Here is a 17639-nt window from a genome sequence, read left to right as displayed (position 1 = left end):
AATTTAGTCATTCTCAAGAAATTTCTGCGTCAATCGTCAGGCGTGAACCGGGTGATTCGAAGATTTGAATTGATCGTGCGGGTGAAATCAGAGCATAATAAGGAAAAAAATACAGGTAATCCGAGCAGTATAAGGAAAATTGCAATGTCCAAAATCGCCCTTGTGGACGATGACAGGAATATTCTGACATCCGTATCAATGACGCTCGAGGCTGAAGGCTTCGAAGTGGAGACCTATAACGACGGGCAGCAGGCGTTTGACGCGTTCAGCAAAAAATTGCCTGACATGGCCGTGCTCGACATCAAGATGCCGCGGATGGACGGGATGGATCTGCTGCAACGGCTGCGGCAGAAGTCGCAGATGCCCGTGATCTTCCTGACGTCCAAGGATGATGAGATCGACGAGGTCCTCGGGCTCCGCATGGGGGCGGACGACTATGTGAAGAAGCCATTTTCACAGCGTTTGCTGGTCGAGCGGATTCGTGCACTCTTGCGGCGCCAGGACGCGGCTGACGGGCATATCGTCGCTGATACCGAAGAGACCAAGGTGATCGAGCGTGGTAACCTGTTGATGGATCCGCTGCGTCATTCGGTCAGTTGGAAAGGGCAGGACGTGTCGCTGACCGTGACCGAATTCCTGCTGCTTCAGGCGCTTGCAAAGCGGCCCGGCTTTGTCAAAAGCCGAGATCAGTTGATGGATGTCGCCTATGATGACCAAGTCTATGTGGACGATCGGACGATCGACAGCCACATCAAGCGTCTTCGCAAAAAATTGCGAATGGTCGATCCGGAATTCTCGGCGATCGAGACACTCTATGGTATCGGATACCGGTACAACGAAGAATAATGGCACTTGCCGAAGGGATAGGGGTGCGGGATTTGCCGCCGCGTAAGGATAACGATCTTGTCCTTGGGGATGATTTCGTCGCCCCCGACCGTATGGACGAGGGCGAGTTGAACGCACGCCGTGCGCAGCGCGGCTGGTTCAGCTTTCGCGACTCGTCGCTTACGCGCAAGATCATCACCTTCAATCTCATCGCACTCAACGTGTTGGTGGTGGGTATTCTCTACCTCAACTCTTCGCTCGACAATCTGGCGCTCCAGCGGTCCAACAGCCTGATGGGGCAGACCGCCCTGATCGCCGATGTGGTTGAGGCACGGTTGCCTGCCGACGCGCCTGTCAGCCTTGTGACCGGTGACGGCGTCGACGTGGAGGAGACGCTGGGGCGGCTCGATATTCAGGCCGGGACCGAACTTTATCTCTTTGACCGCACAGGCATGCTCGTCGGTCACAAGGTCGGTGAAGCGACTAGGCTCGACACTGCAGAAGAGCTGCCAGCGACGCCGATGACCGACTTTCTCGCTCGGGTCTGGAACGCGATATCGGCCCCGTTTTCCGGGTCGGACAGTGCTGCGCGCAATCGCAGCGTCGAAGACATGGCCCGGGACATGGTCGACGTCGCGGTGGGCGGCGGCGTGCAGATGCTTGCGGCCGAAACCGCCCGTGGCACGGTGCTCACGGTGGCCGCTCCGGTGATGCAAGGCGAGACACCGGTTGCGGTGGTGGCGCTTGCCAATGCGACCGGCGAGATCGACAGGCTGGCCCGCGTAGAACGGGAGCGCGTGTTGCAGATGTTCCTGATTGCCACGCTTGTCTCTGTCGGGCTTAGTCTCATCCTCGCATCGACCATATCGAACCCGCTGGCCGACCTTGCGGCGGCGGCCGAAATCGGGCGCGAGCGAAATCGTGGCTCTGGGGCCAAGGGCCGCATCCGTATACCCGATCTGACGGCCCGCCCGGACGAGATCGGCCGCCTGAGCGGGGCGCTGCGTGGAATGGTGGCCGCGCTTTATCACCGGATCGACAGCAACGAGCAATTCGCCGCGGATGTGGCGCATGAGATAAAGAATCCGCTGGCGAGCCTGCGCTCTGCGGTGGGTACCATGCGCATCGCCAAGCGCGAAGATCAGCGTGAGCGGCTGCTACAGGTGATCGAGCATGACGTGCGCCGGCTCGATCGTCTGGTCAGCGACATTTCAAACGCGTCGCGGCTGGACAGCGAGCTTGTGAAGGAAGAGCAAGAGTCGTTCGATCTGGTCAAGATGCTTACCAATCTGGGAGAGTATCTTGGTGAAGAGGCTGACAAGAAAAGTATTGAATTCATAACAGACTTTCCGCCGCAGCCGATCGTGATCACCGGGCTCGAAGGGCGATTGGCGCAGGTCTTTGTCAACCTTATCACCAACGCGATCAGCTTTTGCGAAGAAGGGGATGCAATCCGGGTCTGGGCGCGCAGGCGCGCCAACCGGGTGCTGGTGGTGGTCGAGGATACCGGACCGGGCATTCCCAACGAGGCGCTGGAGAAAGTGTTTCAGCGCTTCTATTCCGAGAGGCCCGAGGGTGATTTCGGCAATAATTCCGGTCTGGGTCTGGCGATTTCGAAGCAGATCGTCGAGGCGCATGGTGGTGTGATCTGGGCCGAAAACATCCGACCAACCCATGCCGACCTCACGTCCGACCCCCTTGGTGCCCGGTTTGTCGTGGGCCTGCCGGTCTGAGCGGGTGGCCGGGGAACAAAATCCGCAGTCAGACATTCTTCATGCGTCCTGTGTGGCGTATTGCGGCCGTGCCGTGCTTGTCACGGGGGCGGCAGGGCGTGGCAAATCCGGACTGGCGCTGCAATTGCTGGCACTGGGCGCCGGCCTCGTGGCGGATGATCGTACGCTGGTCCGCCGGGTCGGCGCGCAGGTGCTCGCGGCGGCGCCGCAAACGATCCGGGGTCAGATCGAGGCGCGCGGCGTAGGTATTCTTCGGTTGCCACCGATGGGCCCTCAGCCCGTGTCACTGGTTGTTGACATGGATGCCGAAAGTGACGAGCGATTGCCGATGCGAGAGCGGGTCGACATTCTGGGTCTGGATGTACCGGTGGTCAAAAAATGCGCACATATGCATTTTCCCGCGACGATTCTACTATATCTAAAACACGGAATGTTGTCGTGAGGGAGCCACGTGATGTCCGCCGAAGCGGTTGAGGCCTTTGCGTCGGAGAGGTCGGACAAAAGGCTGGTGCTGGTGACCGGTCCTTCTGGTGCGGGACGCAGCACGGCCATACGCGCGCTTGAGGATCTTGGATACGAGGCAATCGACAACATGCCGCTGTCGTTGTTGCCGCGCCTGCTTGACGGGCCAAGCCCTGAAAAGCCGCTGGCGCTGGGCCTCGATGTACGCAACCGCGATTTTTCGACCAATGCCTTGATAGAATTGATCGACCAACACAGCGCGCGTGCGCGGCTTGCGCTTCAGGTGCTGTATCTGGACTGCCGGTCCGGCGTTCTGCTGCAACGGTTTTCGGAGACGCGGCGGCGCCACCCGCTTGCACCTGCGGAAAGTGCGGAGGTCGGGATCGCCCGGGAATTCGATCTGCTTGGGCCCGTCAGAGCCAGGGCAGATATGCTGATCGACACATCCGATATGTCACCGCATGATCTTCGGGCTGAATTGGAGCGGTGGTACGCGCCCCGAGATGGCTCGGGCCTTGCGGTCACCGTGCACTCTTTTTCGTACAAGCGCGGGCTGCCCCGTGGTCTTGACATGATCTTTGACTGTCGGTTTCTGCGTAATCCCTATTGGGAGGCCGGGTTGCGCGGTCTGGACGGGCGTCGGCCCGAAGTCGTGGCCTATATCGAAGGAGACCCCCGCTTTGCGGATTTTTCCAGACGTGTAACAGAGTTGATCGCGTTGCTGCTGCCTGCCTATGAAACCGAAGGCAAGTCATATCTGGCCATTGGCTTTGGGTGTACCGGCGGTCAGCATCGCAGTGTTGCGATGACAGAAACTTTGGCTGCCACTCTTGCGAAAGACGGCTGGCAGGTGTCAATAAGACATCGGGAACTGGAGAGACACGGTGGTGCGGATGGCCTGCGCCACGCCTCCGATGTCTGAGGATGGAACGGTCTTGATCGGAATTGTGATCGTGGCACACGGCAGGCTGGCCTCTGAGTATCTCAAGGCCGTCGAACATGTGGTTGGCGAACAAACCGGTATTCTTGCGATCTCTATCGAGAACGATCACGACCGCGCGCACAAACAGTCCGAGATTTGCGCCGCAGCCGATGCGGTGGACTCAGGCGATGGTGTGGTTTTGGTGACCGATATCTTTGGCGGCTCGCCCTCGAACCTGTCTTTGCGTGCCTGTCGCCCGAGTAATCGCCGTATCCTGTACGGTGCCAATCTGCCGATGTTGATCAAGCTGGCCAAGAGCCGTCACATGCCGGTTGCTGATGCTGTGCGCGGTGCACTCGACGCGGGGCGCAAATACATCGACAGCCATAATGTATCAGAAGACTGAGAGGGCATGGTGACTATGGACAAAGTGACGCGCCAAATGGAGATCGTCAACGAAAAGGGGCTGCATGCCCGCGCCGCGGCCAAGCTCGTAGAGGTTGTCGAGGGATTTGACGCGCGCGCCGAGATTTCCTGTGACGGTCAATCGGCCTCCGGTGACAGTATTATGGGCCTTTTGATGTTGGCAGCAGCCAAAGGAAGCACTATTGACATCGAAATTGCCGGACCAGATGCCGCGCCAATGGCCGAGGCTGTTGCGGCGCTTGTGGCCGATCGATTTGGCGAAGACATGTAAGCGCGGGGTCTTGCAGCGGTGATGAGCGGGACAGGGACGAAGCATTGAACACCAAGGCGCAGCCAGAGTCCGGCAATGAGGCCGGCGAGACGGTCCTATTCACCAAGTATGACCGCCGCAGCCTGACCTATGCCAACAGTTTCGACAGTCGGTTGACCTCATTCATCATCCGCACGCTGGAATGGGTGACAGGCAAGATCACCATTGTGCGCATGATCCGCAAGTTCGAGAAGCGGGGTGCGCCCACGGGGCAGCCATTCTGGCGGGCCGCGCTCGATACCATGGGCATTCCGCTGCAAACACCCGACGACGAGGTTGCGAATATTCCTCTCGAAGGGCCGGTTGTCGTTGTCGCGAACCATCCGCATGGTCTGGTCGATGGGATGATCCTCGCGGATCTGATCGGACGCCGGCGCAGTGACTACAAGATCCTGACGCGCGCATTGTTGACCGGGATCGATGAGGTTGCGGCCTCCTACATGATCTCGGTGCCGTTTCCGCATGAGCCGGACGCGCAGCGCAAATCAGTCGAGATGCGTGCCAAGGCAATGGCGCATCTCAAGGAAGGCGGGGTGATCAGTGTCTTTCCATCAGGTGTGGTGGCCTCATCGGACACGCTATTCGGTCCCGCCGTCGAGCGGGAATGGAATGTTTTCACGGCGCAAATGATCCGACGTTCGGGGGCAACGGTGGTGCCGATCTTTTTTCCAGGCGCTAATTCACGCTGGTATCAGATGGCCAATCGCATCTCGGCCACCCTGCGGCAGGGGCTTTTGCTGCATGAGGTCGTGTACAGTTGCAACCGTCCGCAAAAACCGATTGTTGGCGCGCCGATCAGTAAAGAGCGGATGGCGATGCTCGATAAGGACCCGCGCGGATTTATGGAGTGGTTGCGGGCCCATACCCTTTCCTTGGGAGACCCGGGCGACTGACGCGCCGTCCGCCTCAGCGCGTGGGCACCGGACTGTCGCCCCGGTAGTCATAAAAGCCGCGCCCGGCCTTGCGCCCCAGCCAGCCAGCCTCGACATACTTCGTAAGCAGCGGGCAGGGCCGGTACTTGGTATCCGCCAGCCCGTCATGCAGCACGTTCATGATCGCAAGGCAGGTGTCGAGCCCGATGAAATCCGCCAGTTCCAGCGGCCCCATCGGGTGGTTGGCCCCGAGTTTCAGTGACTGGTCGATGGATTGCACGTTGCCCACCCCCTCATAGAGCGTATAGACCGCCTCGTTGATCATCGGCATCAGGATGCGGTTGACGATGAAGGCCGGAAAATCCTCGGCGCTGGCCGCCGTCTTGCCCAGGTTGTCCACCACGGCGCGGCACGCATCAAACGTTTCCTTGTCGGTGGCGATGCCGCGGATAAGCTCGACCAGCTGCATCACCGGCACCGGGTTCATGAAGTGAAACCCCATGAATTTCTCGGGCCGGTCGGTGCGGCTTGCGAGGCGCGTGATCGAAATTGACGAGGTGTTGGATGTCAGGATCGTGTCCGGCGTAAGATGCGGCAGAAGCTCGTCGAAGATCGCCTGTTTCACCGCCTCGCGCTCGGTGGCGGCCTCGATGATCAGGTCGCTCTGGCCCAGATCGGTCAGGGTTTGCGTCGTGGTGATGCGCGCAAGCGCCGCCTCGAGCGCGTCCTGGGTGATCTTTTCCCGGCTCACCTGCCGGTCCAGGTTTTTACGGATCGTCGCCATTGCCTTGTCGAGCGCCTCGCCGCTGATATCGTTCAGCGCCACCTCGTAGCCCGCGAGTGCCATGACATGCGCGATCCCGTTGCCCATCTGCCCCGCGCCGACAACGCCGATTGTCCTGATATCCATCGCCCGATCCTCGTGATTTTGCTGCACCAGCATAGGCCCCGGCAGGGCCGGGCTGCAAGGGCCGTGCACATCTAAACTTATCTGCAAATTGGCCGTTTAAGAGAATGGAAACAGGAATCGGAACATCCTGTGACCGGGTGATTTAAAATAGGGGGTGGACCAATGGTCTTCGAACGCTTGGGGCGTACGCCCCTTGACTATAAGCCTGTGCGGTATGGCACATCAAAGCTGGTCTTTCGAGGGCCTGCACGCGATACTTCTGGTGAATATGTCGCTTGTCTGGGGGGCACGGAAACGTATGGCAAATTTCTCGATCGCCCCTGGCCGGCGCGGCTAGAGGCCGAGCTTGGGCTGCCTTGTGTCAATCTCGGTCTGCCGAATTCCGGGCCGGACGTCTTGTTGCGCGACAAGGGGCTTCTGGGTCTCGCGCGCGGAGCCCGTGCCGTTGTGCTTCAGGTTCCCTCTGCGATAAACCTCTCGAACCCCTATTACAACGTGCACCCCCGCCGCAACGACCGCTTTCTTAGCGCCAGCGCGACGCTGCGCCGTCTTTATCCAGAGGTGGACTTTACCGAGTTTCACTTCACGCGCCACATGATCGGTCGGCTCGCCTCCCTTTCGCCGGAGCGTTTTTTGTTGCTGCGCCAAGCGGTACAGGATGTCTGGATCGAACGGATGCAGCGCGTGCTGACCTTCATTGACCGGCCCACCGTTTTGTTTTGGCTCGCCAATCACGCCCCGGGCCGCGATCCTGTCTCGACCGAGTTGCGCGACGATCCCGCCTTTGTGAGCCGTGCGATGATGCGCGTCGTTGGCCCGCACGCGACCCATTTGACAGAGGTGGTGATCAGTGACACCGCTCGCGAACAGGGTACGCGCGGTATGCGTTTTTCGCCGATGGAGGAAAGTGCCGCGGCTGACCTGCCCGGCCCGCTCGCCCATGCCGAGGCGGCGCAGGCGCTGCTGCCCGCCCTGCATGCGATGACCCGCGCATGAAAAAACCCGCGCCGTTCCGAGGCGCGGGTTTCTGGTGTAAATGACCTGACCGGATTAGAGCTTTTCGGTCAGTTCCGGCAGCGCCTGGAAAAGATCGGCGACGAGGCCATAATCTGCAACCTGGAAAATCGGTGCTTCTTCGTCCTTGTTGATCGCGACGATGATCTTGCTGTCTTTCATCCCCGCAAGGTGCTGGATCGCGCCCGAAATGCCGATGGCGACATAGAGATCGGGGGCCACGACCTTGCCGGTCTGACCGACCTGCCAGTCGTTTGGCGCATAGCCCGAATCGACGGCAGCCCGGCTGGCGCCCACGGCGGCACCCAGCTTGTCCGCCAGTTTCTCGATCAGCGCGAAATCGTCTTGGCTGCCGACACCGCGACCGCCCGAGACCACGACGCCCGCCGAGGTCAGCTCGGGGCGATCAGACGCCGCGACCTTGTCCTCGACCCATTCGCTCAGGCCGGGATTGTCCGCCGCCGAGATGGTCTCGACCGGGGCCGCCGCCTGTTCGCCCGCCGCGTCAAAGGTCGAGGTGCGGACGCTGATGACCTTTTTGGCATCACGCGATTTCACCGTCTGGATCGCGTTGCCCGCATAGATCGGACGCTCGAACGTATCGGCATCGACCACGCCCGAGGCGTCGGAGATCACCATCACATCCAAGAGCGCCGCGACGCGCGGCAGCACGTTCTTGGCGTCTGTTGTGGCGGGGGCCACGATGTGGCTGTAATCTCCAGCCAGGCTGACGATCAGCGCCGCCGTGGGCTCCGCCAGACGGTGCCCGAGCGAGGCATCCTCGGCCACCAGCACTTTGGATACGCCGGCGATCTTGGCCGCCGCCTCGCCCGCAGCTGCAGCTGACGCCCCGGCACAAAGCGCTGTCACATCGCCCAGCTTGGAACATGCTGCGACGGCTTTGGAGGTCGCGTCGAGATTGAGATCACCGTCGGTGACTTCGGCAAGTAGAAGTACAGACATCAGACGGCCCCCGCTTCCTTGAGTTTCGCAACAAGCTCATCGACAGAGCCCACGATTTCGCCGGCCTTGCGGGCCTCGGGCTCTGCCGTTCCGGTGACTTCCAGACGCGGTGTCACGTCCACGCCGTAGTCGGCGGCGGTCTTCTCATCGAGCGGCTTTTTCTTGGCCTTCATGATGTTGGGAAGGCTGGCATAGCGCGGCTCGTTGAGGCGCAGGTCGACCGTCACGATGGCGGGCATGCCCACCTTGATCGTCTGCAACCCGCCATCGACCTCGCGGGTGACCAAAGCACTGTCGCCTTCAATCTCGAGCTTGGAGGCGAATGTCGCCTGGGACCAGCCTAGAAGCGCCGAGAGCATCTGCCCGGTGGCGTTCATGTCGTTGTCGATCGCCTGCTTGCCGCAGAGCACGAGGCCGGGGGCCTCTTCCTCGACGATTTTCGCCAGTATCTTGGCCACGCTGAGCGGCTCGATATCCTGATGCACATCGTCTGCAGCGACCACGAGGATCGCGCGATCCGCGCCCATGGCCAATGCTGTGCGCAGCGTTTCCTGCGCCTGCTTCACGCCGATGGAGACGGCGATCACCTCATCGGCCTTGCCCGCCTCTTTCAGGCGAATCGCCTCTTCGACGGCAATCTCGTCGAACGGGTTCATCGACATCTTCACATTGGCAAGATCGACACCGCTTCCGTCCGCCTTGACGCGGACTTTTACGTTATAGTCGATCACGCGTTTGACAGGCACAAGAACCTTCATTGGCATGGTCTCCCTTAAGGTGGTGAAGAGCCGGTGCGACTCTTCGGCTATTACGTCTCGCGCGTTGATACCGGCTCAGGGCGCGACAAAACAGGGTAAAATCGTCACGTTAATGCCTGGCGACGTCGCGTTTCGGGCTTTTCACGACAGGATCGTTGCACAAGTGTTTCAGCGGTTCGCTCCGGGCACCCACAACACGTCATCCTTGCCACCATTATTCGCCATGCGCGAGGCGACAAAGAACCAGTCGCTGAGGCGGTTAAGGTATTTGACCGCTGCTTCGTTGATATGTTCGAGTGCCGACAACTCTACCGACAGCCTCTCCGCGCGGCGCGATACCGTGCGGCACAAATGCAGGTGAGCTGCCAAGGCAGAGCCACCGGGCAGAATAAAGCTGCGCAAAGGTTCCAATTGCTTGTTCATTGCGTCGATCTCGGCCTCAAGCCGCTCGACCTGGCTCGGGGCCATTCGCAGGGGCGTGTATTCGGCCTCGGTGTCCTTTTCCATGTCAGGGCGGCACAGATCTGCTCCCAGATCGAAAAGGTCGTTTTGAATGCGTGCAAGAGCATCGTCGGTTTCGCCGGTGGCATGCAGGCGTGCGAGGCCCACAGTCGCATTGACCTCGTCAACCGTGCCATAGGCCGTCACCCGCGCCGAGTGCTTGGCCACCCGGGCACCATTGCCTAGCGCGGTCTCGCCGGCATCGCCGGTGCGCGTGTAAATCTTGTTGAGAACCACCATCGGCTCAGCCTCCCTGCCTGCGGAAATAGACGAATATGAGAATCAGTACGATGGCCACGAATTGCGCGATCAGCCGCCACCGCATGTATTTGTTGGACCGTTTGGCATTCTCGACCCCCTCCTTGCCGAAGGTGGATATGCCGCGAATGAGGATGATCGCCACCACGAGGCACCCCGCAGCCACGAGAAGGAATAACGGGTCTGTCCACATGAGGCGTCCTTTCCGAGTCGGTCACGTGGGCCACATCTAGGCGGGGCGCGACCAAAAGCGAAAGAGAAAATGTGACGCGGGCCGCCCTGACACCCGCGCGAGTTCAGCCCTTGGCGATGATCCAGTCCAGCGCGCGCGTCGGCAACACTCGGCGCAACGTGCCCATGAAATGGGTCGGCGTTGTCACATAATACCGCGCGCGGGGCCGTGGCGCCTCCAGCGCATGGATCAGCTTCTTTGTCACCGCGTCGGCCGGCAGCTCAAAACGGTCCTTGCTGTAATCGCCATAAAGGCGGGGGCGCAGCTTGTCGCGGTACTCATCCGACCGCACGGAGTTTTCCCAATCCAGCCACCGCTCGAACGGCGCGCGCGCATTCTCGCGGATCTTCGACGTCACTGGCCCGGGCTCGATCAAGCTGACATGAATGCCGGTGCCGCGCATCTCAATGCGCAGCGTGTCGGTCAGCCCTTCGATGGCGAATTTGGTGCTGACATAGGCCCCGCGCCAACCGATCGCCACCAGCCCCAGTACCGAAGAGTTCTGCACGATCCGGCCATGGCCTTGCGCCCGCATTGCGGGGATCACCTGTCGCGTCAGGTCATGCCAGCCAAAGACATTGGCCTCGAAAATCTCGCGCAATGCGCCGCGCGGCAAATCCTCGACCAACCCCGGGCAGGCATAGGCCCCGTTGTTGAACAGCGCATCAAGCCGCCCGCCCGTGGCCTCCAGCACCTCGGCCAGACCGGAGGCAATGCTCGCCTCGTCCTCGTAGTCGATGCGCGGAGCGTCGAACCCCTCGGCGCGCAGCCGGTCGCAATCGGCCTGCGCGCGGCACGCGGCAAACACCCGCCAGCCCCGCGCCCGCAGCCCGTGCGCCGCGTCATATCCGATGCCCGACGAGCACCCGGTGATCAGGATCGTTCTCTCGCTCATGGCAGGGCTTGTGACCCGTCCCTGTCCGCAACGCAAGCCTACTCGGACGCCACCGTCAATAGCCGGTCCGCCATCCATCCGATGCGCCCCGTCCCGGGCACGCGCAGCTTGATCCAGCCTGTGCCCGGATCGCGCAGCACAATCACGTCTGTTCCGCGCTTGAGGCTCGTGATCCGTCCGAAACCGGTGCCGGGCCCGGTGCGCAAATTTACGGAACGTCCGGCGACAACCCGGCGCTCTAGGGGATCGGTCAAAGTTTCTTGCGTGGGATCGGGCAACCGCGCGTCTGCCGTGACGGCTGGCGTGTCCGGCAATGGGACTGGGGCGGTGGCCTTGACCGTTGGGACATCAATTCTGACCGGCGCCGAGGGCGCGCTTGCCTGGGCCGAAGCGAGTGTCAAAGTTACCCGTTTTCCGATGCTCAACCCCAGATCATGCAGCGATGTGATGGTGCGGGTGACTTCTGTTTCGGGCTGTACCGCGCCATCCTGCGCCAATTCTATGATGTTTACTCTTAACGGTCGGGGTCTAGGTCTCTGATTGTCAAGCACGGCACGCGCCTGAATCGAATTGGCAGATGGGCGATAGTCGGCCCCGCCACTCAATTCATAAAAAGACCATCCCAAAAGGGCAAAGCTTACGAAAATCAAGCGCCACATCGCGCATCCCCCAGATACAATACTCGTCAATAATTTGCTTGGCAGCGTTTTCAGTATACCCGATTCGGGGATGCGATTGCGGGGGAATTTAAGAATCTTTGACGACCTGTGCCGCCTCGGTGCTTTACGCGGAATGGCGGCGCGGCTATCACCAGATCCATGAGTGATTTGGTGGACGACCCCAACATGATGCCTGAAGCGACGTCCGAGCCGCTGCGCCGTGCGATCGGCGAGCGCTATCTGACCTATGCGCTGTCGACCATCATGCACCGCGCCTTGCCCGATGCGCGCGACGGTCTCAAACCCGTGCATCGCCGCATTCTCTATGCGATGCGCGAGTTGCGGCTCTCCAGCAGCGGGGGGTTCCGCAAATCGGCCAAGATCTCGGGCGACGTGATGGGCAACTATCACCCGCATGGCGATGCCGCGATTTACGATGCCATGGCCCGCCTCGCGCAGGATTTCGCGGTGCGCTATCCGCTGGTGGACGGCCAGGGCAATTTCGGCAATATCGACGGCGACAACCCCGCCGCCTCGCGCTACACCGAGGCGCGGATGACCCCCTTTGCCGAGGCGCTGCTCGACGGCCTCGCCGAGGACGCGGTTGATTACCGCGACAATTATGACGGCACCCTGCGTGAACCGGTGGTGTTGCCCGCCGCCTTTCCGAACCTGCTGGCCAATGGATCGTCGGGGATTGCCGTCGGCATGGCCACCAACATCCCGCCGCATAACATCAGTGAGCTGATCGACGCCTGCATCCATCTGATCAAGACGCCCGACGCGCGCGACGACACGCTGCTGAACTACATCCCCGGCCCCGATTTCCCCACCGGCGGCGTCATCGTCGAGCCGCCCGAGAGCATCGCGCAGGCCTACCGCACCGGACGCGGCGCGTTCCGGCTGCGCTGCCGCTACGAGGTCGAGGACCTGGGCCGCGGCCAGTGGCAGATCGTAATCACCGAAATCCCCTATCAGGTGCAGAAATCCAAGCTGATCGAGCGGATCGCCGAGTTGATCCAGACCCGCAAGGTGCCGGTGCTTGCCGATGTCCGCGACGAGAGCACGGATGATGTGCGCCTGATTCTGGAGCCGCGCTCAAAGAATGTCGATCCGGAGGTCCTGATGGGGCTGATGTATCGCAATTCCGATCTGGAGCTGCGCTTCTCGCTCAACATGAACGTGCTGGTTGATGGCGTGACGCCGCGCGTCTGCTCGCTCAAGGAGGTGCTGCGCGCCTTCCTCGATTTCCGGCAAGAGGTCCTGCTGCGCCGCTCTCAGCACCGGATGGAAAAAATCGACCGCCGGCTCGAGGTGCTGGAAGGGCTGATCGTCGCCTTCCTCAATCTCGACCGGGTGATTGACATCATCCGCTATGATGACGAGCCCAAAGCGGCGCTGATGCGCGAGGATTGGGGCCGGACGTTCGTGCGTGCGACCTCCGAGGCCGACTATGTCTCACCGGTCGCCTCTGATGAGGACGGCCTCACCGAAGTGCAGACAGAGGCCATTCTCAACATGCGCCTGCGGTCCTTGCGGCGGCTTGAAGAAATGGAGCTGAGGCGCGAGCGCGACGCGCTGATGGAGGAACGCGCGGGGCTTGAGGATCTGTTGGACGATGCCGCGCTGCAATGGGCGGCGGTCTCCGATCAATTGCGCGAGGTGAAAAAAACCTTTGGCAAAGACCACCCGATCGGCGCACGCCGCACCGGCTTTGCCGAGGCGGGCAAGATCGAGGAGGTGCCGCTCGAGGCGATGATCGACCGCGAGCCGATCACCGTGGTCTGTAGCCAGATGGGCTGGATCCGCGCCCTCACCGGACATATCGACCTGAATCGCGAATTGAAGTTCAAGGACGGCGACGCCCCGCGCTTCATGTTCCACGCCGAAACGACCGACCGTATCCTCGTCTTTGGCAGCAACGGCCGGTTCTACACCCTCTCGGCGGCCAACCTGCCCGGTGGTCGCGGGATGGGCGAACCGCTGCGCCTGATCGTCGATCTGCCCAACGAGGCGGGCATCGTCGATCTGCTCATTCACAAGCCGGGGCGTAAGCTCCTGGTGGCCTCCTCTGCCGGGGATGGCTTTGTTGTGCCCGAGAACGAGATCGTGGCCCAGACCCGCAACGGCAAGCAGGTGCTGAACCTGCGGAGCCCGGCCCGCGCACAGGTTTGCAAACCGGTCAGTGGCGACCACGTCGCCTGCGTCGGTGAAAACCGCAAGGTGCTGGTCTTCGGCCTTGACGAGTTGCCGGAACTGACGCGCGGCAAGGGCGTCCGGCTTCAGAGATACAAGGATGGCGGGCTGTCGGATGCCGCAACCTTCACGCTTGCCGACGGGCTTAGCTGGCGCGATCCGGCGGGGCGCACGCGGACCGAGACCGACTTGACTGAATGGCAGGGAAAGCGTGCAGGCACCGGTCGCATGGCCCCGCGCGGCTTTCCCCGTGACAACCGCTTTACCTGATCGGCCCTTGTCTGTGGCGTAAGGGCGGCGTATACGCCCGGCCTGACCCAAAAGGAGCCGTCTCAATGGTAGGTAGTGCCAATCTCAACGTCATGCTGAAAGCCGCGCGCAAGGCCGGGCGGGCGCTGGCCAAGGACTTCCGCGAGGTCGAGAATTTGCAGGTCTCGACCAAGGGGGCCGGCGATTTTGTCAGCCGGGCGGATATTGCGGCGGAAAAAATCCTCAAGACCGAGTTGATGGGTGCGCGCCCGTCCTACGGCTGGTTGGCTGAGGAAGGCGGCGAGGAAGAGGGCAAGGATCCAACGCGGCGCTGGATCGTCGATCCGCTGGACGGAACCACCAACTTTTTGCACGGGCTGCCGCATTGGGCGGTTTCCATCGCGCTCGAACACAAGGGCGAGGTCGTGGCCGGTGTCATTTACGACGCCAGCAAGGATGAAGCATTCTTTGCGGAAAAAGGTGCTGGTGCCTGGATGAACGAGAGCCGCTTGCGTGTTTCCGGGCGGCACAAGATGGGCGAGGCGATTTTTGCGACCGGCCTGCCCTTTGCGGGGCGCGCAGATTTGCCCCAGACCCTTCAGGATTTGGCGCGCCTGCTGCCTGCCTGCGCCGGTGTCCGGCGCTGGGGGGCGGCCTCGCTCGACATGGCATATGTTGCGGCCGGCCGTTATGACGGATTCTGGGAGCGGCGTTTGCAGCCATGGGATCTGGCTGCGGGCGTGATCATCGTGCGCGAGGCTGGCGGTTTTGTGGAGCCGCTGACCAATGGCAGAAATATCCTCGAGGATGGTGAGGTCATTTGTGCCAACGAGGCGATTTTTGACAAGTTCGCTGGCGTGATCCGGGGGGTGAGCTAGCTTTAGCGGTCGTGGCTTGGATGTGGCATTTGCCCATCCGCCGCGGTGCGGTATTACTTGCATCAACTACGATACAACGCGCGCAACGACCTATGGCGGGGCAGTCATATCAGGCATCCGAGGGGTGGTTCACGCCGTCGACCCAGGGTATGGGGTCAAGATCACGCGGATTGACGCCTTCAATGGCACCCAGATTGATGCCGTATTCATTCGGGTTCGAGCGGCGCTGGTGGTGGGTGTAGATCCCGCAGGTCTTGCAGAAATAGTGCTTCGCCGTGCCCGTGCCCCATTGATAAAGCGTGAGGTTTTCGGCGCCCTGGACAATTTCCAGTTGGTCGAGCGGAGCTGAGACCGCAGCGGCTCCGCGTCGCCTGCAAAATGAACAGTCGCAGCGTCGGGCTGTATCCAGACCGCTTGTAAGCGTGACGCGCAATTCGACCGCTCCGCAATGAAAGGTGGCTTTGATTGGTTGTGTCATCGGCGTTTTCTCACCCTTGGAACAGAGGTGTGGCGATACGCGTAGCGTGCTTTTGGATGGGGGGGCGAGCCGCCATGTTCTTGCCAGAACCGTGGCCCGCCAAGGCGAAAGAACACGGGTAGAGTCAGCACTACACCCGCCGCAAAGCCGCCCGCATGCGCCCAGTAGGCAACGCCACCCGCCTCCGCGCTGGTGCCAAGCCCTGCAAACACCTGAAAACCGAACCACAGCGCCAGCATGATAGCCGCCGGGATGGTGATGACGCGAAAGAAGATTATGAAAATCAAAAGGATATCCACCCGTGCGCGTGGGAAAAGCAGAAGGTATCCGCCCATTACGCCGGCAATCGCACCGGAGGCACCGACCGTGGGCACCATTGAGCCCGGACCGCCGAGAATATGCGCGAGGCTGGCGAGGATGCCCGAGGCGAGATAGAAACCGAGATAAGGGAGATGGCCCATCCGGTCTTCCATGTTGTCGCCGAATATCCACAGAAACAGCATGTTCCCCGCCAGATGCATGACCCCGCCATGCAGGAACATCGACGTGAAGAGGCCAGTAACCTCACCAAGTTGAGTGACCTTCGCCGGGATCATCGCCCAGTCGTAGAAGAAGAGAGTAAGCGCCCGCTCGTCAGAGAAGAGAGACCAGTAGCTTATGAAAATCAGAACGTTAAGCGCAATGATCAGGTAGTTTACATAAGGCGTTCGGCCCGATGGGTTATGATCGCGGATCGGAAACATGGGGCGCAAGCTAGCGCGGTTTGGAGAGGTCGGAAAGGCGCAATGCGCAGGAAACGGGTCGAGATGCGCTGCGTTTGGCGGTTCAATTTCCAGAGTGTTCATGGAGATTGCAATGATCGAGATCGCCTTTGCCCTGCTGCTCTTTCTCTTCCCGCTTGCCTATAGCCCCGGGCCGGGAAACATGGTGTTTGCTGCCAACGGCGCGCGGTTCGGCTTTCGTGCGACCCTGCCTGCAAGCGTCGGATACCACCTTGCGACCTGGGCCGTGACGGTGCTCATAGGTTTTGGGGCCGTGGGGACACTGGCGGCGATGCCGGGGCTTTTCTGGGCGCTGAAGCTGGCCGGTGCAGGTTATGTCTTTTGGCTTGCGCTTGGCCTTTTGCGGGCCGGTGCATGGGCGGATACGGTCGAGCCGCGGCCCGCGACGTTTCGAGACGGGGTGATGCTCTTGCTGCTCAATCCCAAGGCCTATGTGATCATCGGGCTGATGTTCACGCAGTTTTTGACTGTAACCGGACCGGAGCGCGCCGCTTTGGTGCTGGTGATCGCGACGATCTTCACGTTCAACAACCTCATGGCCTTTTCCATCTGGACACTCGCGGGGGAGCGGCTCGGCGCGCTTTTCGCAAATGGAGCAAGTGGTCGGGTTTTGAATGTGAGTTTTGGCTTGATTCTCGCTGGTGTTGCCGTCTGGATGTTGTGGGTATGACGGATGACCGATGTGGACGTTCAAGGAGACAGTCGAATGATCAGCGGACGGTGTGAATGTGGTGCCGTGGCCTTTGAAGTGGATCAGGTCAGACCAAGCGTGACGGTCTGCCATTGTAGTCAATGTCGCCGGATGAGCGGACATCTTTGGGCCTCGACCCATGCGCCGTTTGACGCGCTGCGGTTTCTGCGCGACGAGGGGCTGACATGGTATGCGTCCTCGGGCTTTGCCAAGCGCGGTTTCTGCAAGACCTGTGGCGCGAGCCTGTTTTACCGTATGAACGACGAGGAGGGGATCGGAATTGCCGCCGGGTGTCTCGACGAGACCCCGGGAATGGAGATTTCCAACCATATTTTCGTGACTGGCAAGGGCACCTATTACGAAATTACCGACGGCAAGCCGGTTTCGGCGGAGGGGTAGATCGGGCACCCCGCAGGGTGCCCGGATCTGATCAGGACATGCCCCCCAGGAGCGCCGCGTTGCCGCCTGCCGCCGTGGTATCGACGCAGACATGCCGCTCGTGCAGGGCGTGGCCGGTGTCGGGCATCCCGGTGATCAGCGGCAGGATCGGCCCCGCGCGCTCGGCGAGGGCCTGCGCATAGGCGCGCGCGTCGCGGTCCTCGCCCCACCAGAGCGCGCCTGAAAG

The 17639-nt window shown here is 61.1% G+C and carries 22 protein-coding genes; 12 read left to right on the top strand and 10 right to left on the bottom strand.

From position 1 onward, the window contains the following. Positions 1–144: 144 nt before the first annotated feature. Genes Q0X85_RS05665 through Q0X85_RS05635 form a run of 7 tightly spaced genes read left to right on the top strand, consistent with a single transcriptional unit; the run spans position 145 to position 5571 of the window. On the top strand, positions 145–846 hold the full coding sequence (locus Q0X85_RS05665) for a response regulator transcription factor (protein ID WP_297770155.1): 702 nt from the start codon (positions 145–147) through the stop codon (positions 844–846). Further along, a complete protein-coding gene (locus Q0X85_RS05660) occupies positions 846–2558 on the top strand; it encodes a sensor histidine kinase (protein ID WP_297770152.1) in 1713 nt (570 codons plus the stop codon). Before Q0X85_RS05665 ends, Q0X85_RS05660 begins: the two co-directional genes overlap by 1 nt. Next, a complete protein-coding gene (locus tag Q0X85_RS05655; RefSeq protein ID WP_366129399.1) occupies positions 2527–3000 on the top strand; it encodes a serine kinase in 474 nt (157 codons plus the stop codon). The genes Q0X85_RS05660 and Q0X85_RS05655 overlap by 32 nt, the downstream gene beginning before the upstream one ends. A gap of 12 nt (positions 3001–3012) precedes the next feature. Continuing rightward, a complete protein-coding gene (gene rapZ, locus Q0X85_RS05650; RefSeq protein WP_297770147.1) occupies positions 3013–3942 on the top strand; it encodes an RNase adapter RapZ in 930 nt (309 codons plus the stop codon). Between the two features lie 13 nt (positions 3943–3955). Beyond that, on the top strand, positions 3956–4348 hold the full coding sequence (locus Q0X85_RS05645; RefSeq protein ID WP_297770144.1) for a PTS fructose transporter subunit IIA: 393 nt from the start codon (positions 3956–3958) through the stop codon (positions 4346–4348). Between the two features lie 15 nt (positions 4349–4363). Then, positions 4364–4639 (top strand): HPr family phosphocarrier protein, encoded by a 276-nt coding sequence (locus Q0X85_RS05640; protein WP_297770210.1) that lies wholly within the window; start codon positions 4364–4366, stop codon positions 4637–4639. A 44-nt stretch (positions 4640–4683) separates the two neighbouring features. Continuing rightward, positions 4684–5571 (top strand): lysophospholipid acyltransferase family protein, encoded by an 888-nt coding sequence (locus Q0X85_RS05635; protein ID WP_297770141.1) that lies wholly within the window; start codon positions 4684–4686, stop codon positions 5569–5571. 13 nt (positions 5572–5584) lie between these two features. On the opposite strand, the gene Q0X85_RS05630 is transcribed toward Q0X85_RS05635, so the two are convergent. After that, positions 5585–6460: a 3-hydroxybutyryl-CoA dehydrogenase gene (locus Q0X85_RS05630; protein ID WP_297770139.1), complete on the bottom strand. Its 876-nt coding sequence runs from the start codon at positions 6458–6460 to the stop codon at positions 5585–5587. A gap of 162 nt (positions 6461–6622) precedes the next feature. Between Q0X85_RS05630 and Q0X85_RS05625 the strand changes: the two genes are divergently transcribed. Next, positions 6623–7456 (top strand): DUF6473 family protein, encoded by an 834-nt coding sequence (locus Q0X85_RS05625; RefSeq protein ID WP_297770137.1) that lies wholly within the window; start codon positions 6623–6625, stop codon positions 7454–7456. 54 nt (positions 7457–7510) lie between these two features. On the opposite strand, the gene Q0X85_RS05620 is transcribed toward Q0X85_RS05625, so the two are convergent. The 6 genes from Q0X85_RS05620 to Q0X85_RS05595 form a co-directional block, all read right to left on the bottom strand. After that, a complete protein-coding gene (locus tag Q0X85_RS05620) occupies positions 7511–8437 on the bottom strand; it encodes an FAD-binding protein (RefSeq protein ID WP_297770134.1) in 927 nt (308 codons plus the stop codon). Continuing rightward, positions 8437–9195 (bottom strand): electron transfer flavoprotein subunit beta/FixA family protein, encoded by a 759-nt coding sequence (locus tag Q0X85_RS05615; protein WP_050664273.1) that lies wholly within the window; start codon positions 9193–9195, stop codon positions 8437–8439. The genes Q0X85_RS05620 and Q0X85_RS05615 overlap by 1 nt, the downstream gene beginning before the upstream one ends. A gap of 168 nt (positions 9196–9363) precedes the next feature. Continuing rightward, entirely contained in the window at positions 9364–9936 is a 573-nt protein-coding gene (locus Q0X85_RS05610; protein WP_297770130.1) for a cob(I)yrinic acid a,c-diamide adenosyltransferase, read from the bottom strand. Between the two features lie 4 nt (positions 9937–9940). Continuing rightward, positions 9941–10147: a twin transmembrane helix small protein gene (locus Q0X85_RS05605; RefSeq protein ID WP_297770127.1), complete on the bottom strand. Its 207-nt coding sequence runs from the start codon at positions 10145–10147 to the stop codon at positions 9941–9943. 103 nt (positions 10148–10250) lie between these two features. Beyond that, positions 10251–11081 (bottom strand): SDR family NAD(P)-dependent oxidoreductase, encoded by an 831-nt coding sequence (locus tag Q0X85_RS05600; protein WP_297770125.1) that lies wholly within the window; start codon positions 11079–11081, stop codon positions 10251–10253. A gap of 38 nt (positions 11082–11119) precedes the next feature. Next, positions 11120–11740 (bottom strand): SH3 domain-containing protein, encoded by a 621-nt coding sequence (locus Q0X85_RS05595; RefSeq protein ID WP_297770122.1) that lies wholly within the window; start codon positions 11738–11740, stop codon positions 11120–11122. Positions 11741–11899: 159 nt separating this feature from the next. Between Q0X85_RS05595 and parC the strand changes: the two genes are divergently transcribed. Continuing rightward, on the top strand, positions 11900–14206 hold the full coding sequence (gene parC / locus Q0X85_RS05590) for a DNA topoisomerase IV subunit A (RefSeq protein WP_297770120.1): 2307 nt from the start codon (positions 11900–11902) through the stop codon (positions 14204–14206). Positions 14207–14271: 65 nt separating this feature from the next. Further along, complete coding sequence (locus Q0X85_RS05585) at positions 14272–15063, top strand: inositol monophosphatase family protein (RefSeq protein WP_297770117.1); 792 nt, start codon at positions 14272–14274, stop codon at positions 15061–15063. 109 nt (positions 15064–15172) lie between these two features. Here Q0X85_RS05585 and Q0X85_RS05580 read toward each other — a convergent pair whose 3' ends face one another. Next, entirely contained in the window at positions 15173–15541 is a 369-nt protein-coding gene (locus tag Q0X85_RS05580; protein ID WP_297770114.1) for a GFA family protein, read from the bottom strand. Then, the gene (locus Q0X85_RS05575; protein WP_297770208.1) at positions 15538–16284 is read right to left on the bottom strand and encodes a rhomboid family intramembrane serine protease; all 747 of its coding nucleotides are present in this window, start codon (positions 16282–16284) and stop codon (positions 15538–15540) included. The genes Q0X85_RS05580 and Q0X85_RS05575 overlap by 4 nt, the downstream gene beginning before the upstream one ends. Before the next feature lie 100 nt (positions 16285–16384). Between Q0X85_RS05575 and Q0X85_RS05570 the strand changes: the two genes are divergently transcribed. Together Q0X85_RS05570 and Q0X85_RS05565 are read left to right on the top strand one after the other, a co-directional pair. After that, a complete protein-coding gene (locus tag Q0X85_RS05570; RefSeq protein ID WP_297770112.1) occupies positions 16385–16993 on the top strand; it encodes a LysE family translocator in 609 nt (202 codons plus the stop codon). A 3-nt stretch (positions 16994–16996) separates the two neighbouring features. Continuing rightward, positions 16997–17413 (top strand): GFA family protein, encoded by a 417-nt coding sequence (locus Q0X85_RS05565; protein WP_366129391.1) that lies wholly within the window; start codon positions 16997–16999, stop codon positions 17411–17413. Positions 17414–17444: 31 nt separating this feature from the next. Here Q0X85_RS05565 and Q0X85_RS05560 read toward each other — a convergent pair. Further along, a partial coding sequence (locus tag Q0X85_RS05560; RefSeq protein WP_297770106.1) for a hypothetical protein occupies positions 17445–17639 on the bottom strand: 195 nt, incomplete at its 5' end.

This window comes from uncultured Roseovarius sp. (genome assembly GCF_947259555.1).
In the GTDB taxonomy this organism is placed as follows: Bacteria; Pseudomonadota; Alphaproteobacteria; order Rhodobacterales; family Rhodobacteraceae; genus Roseovarius.
Note: the sequence above shows the minus strand (reverse complement) of the source record. Positions and strands in the feature narration are given on the sequence as shown.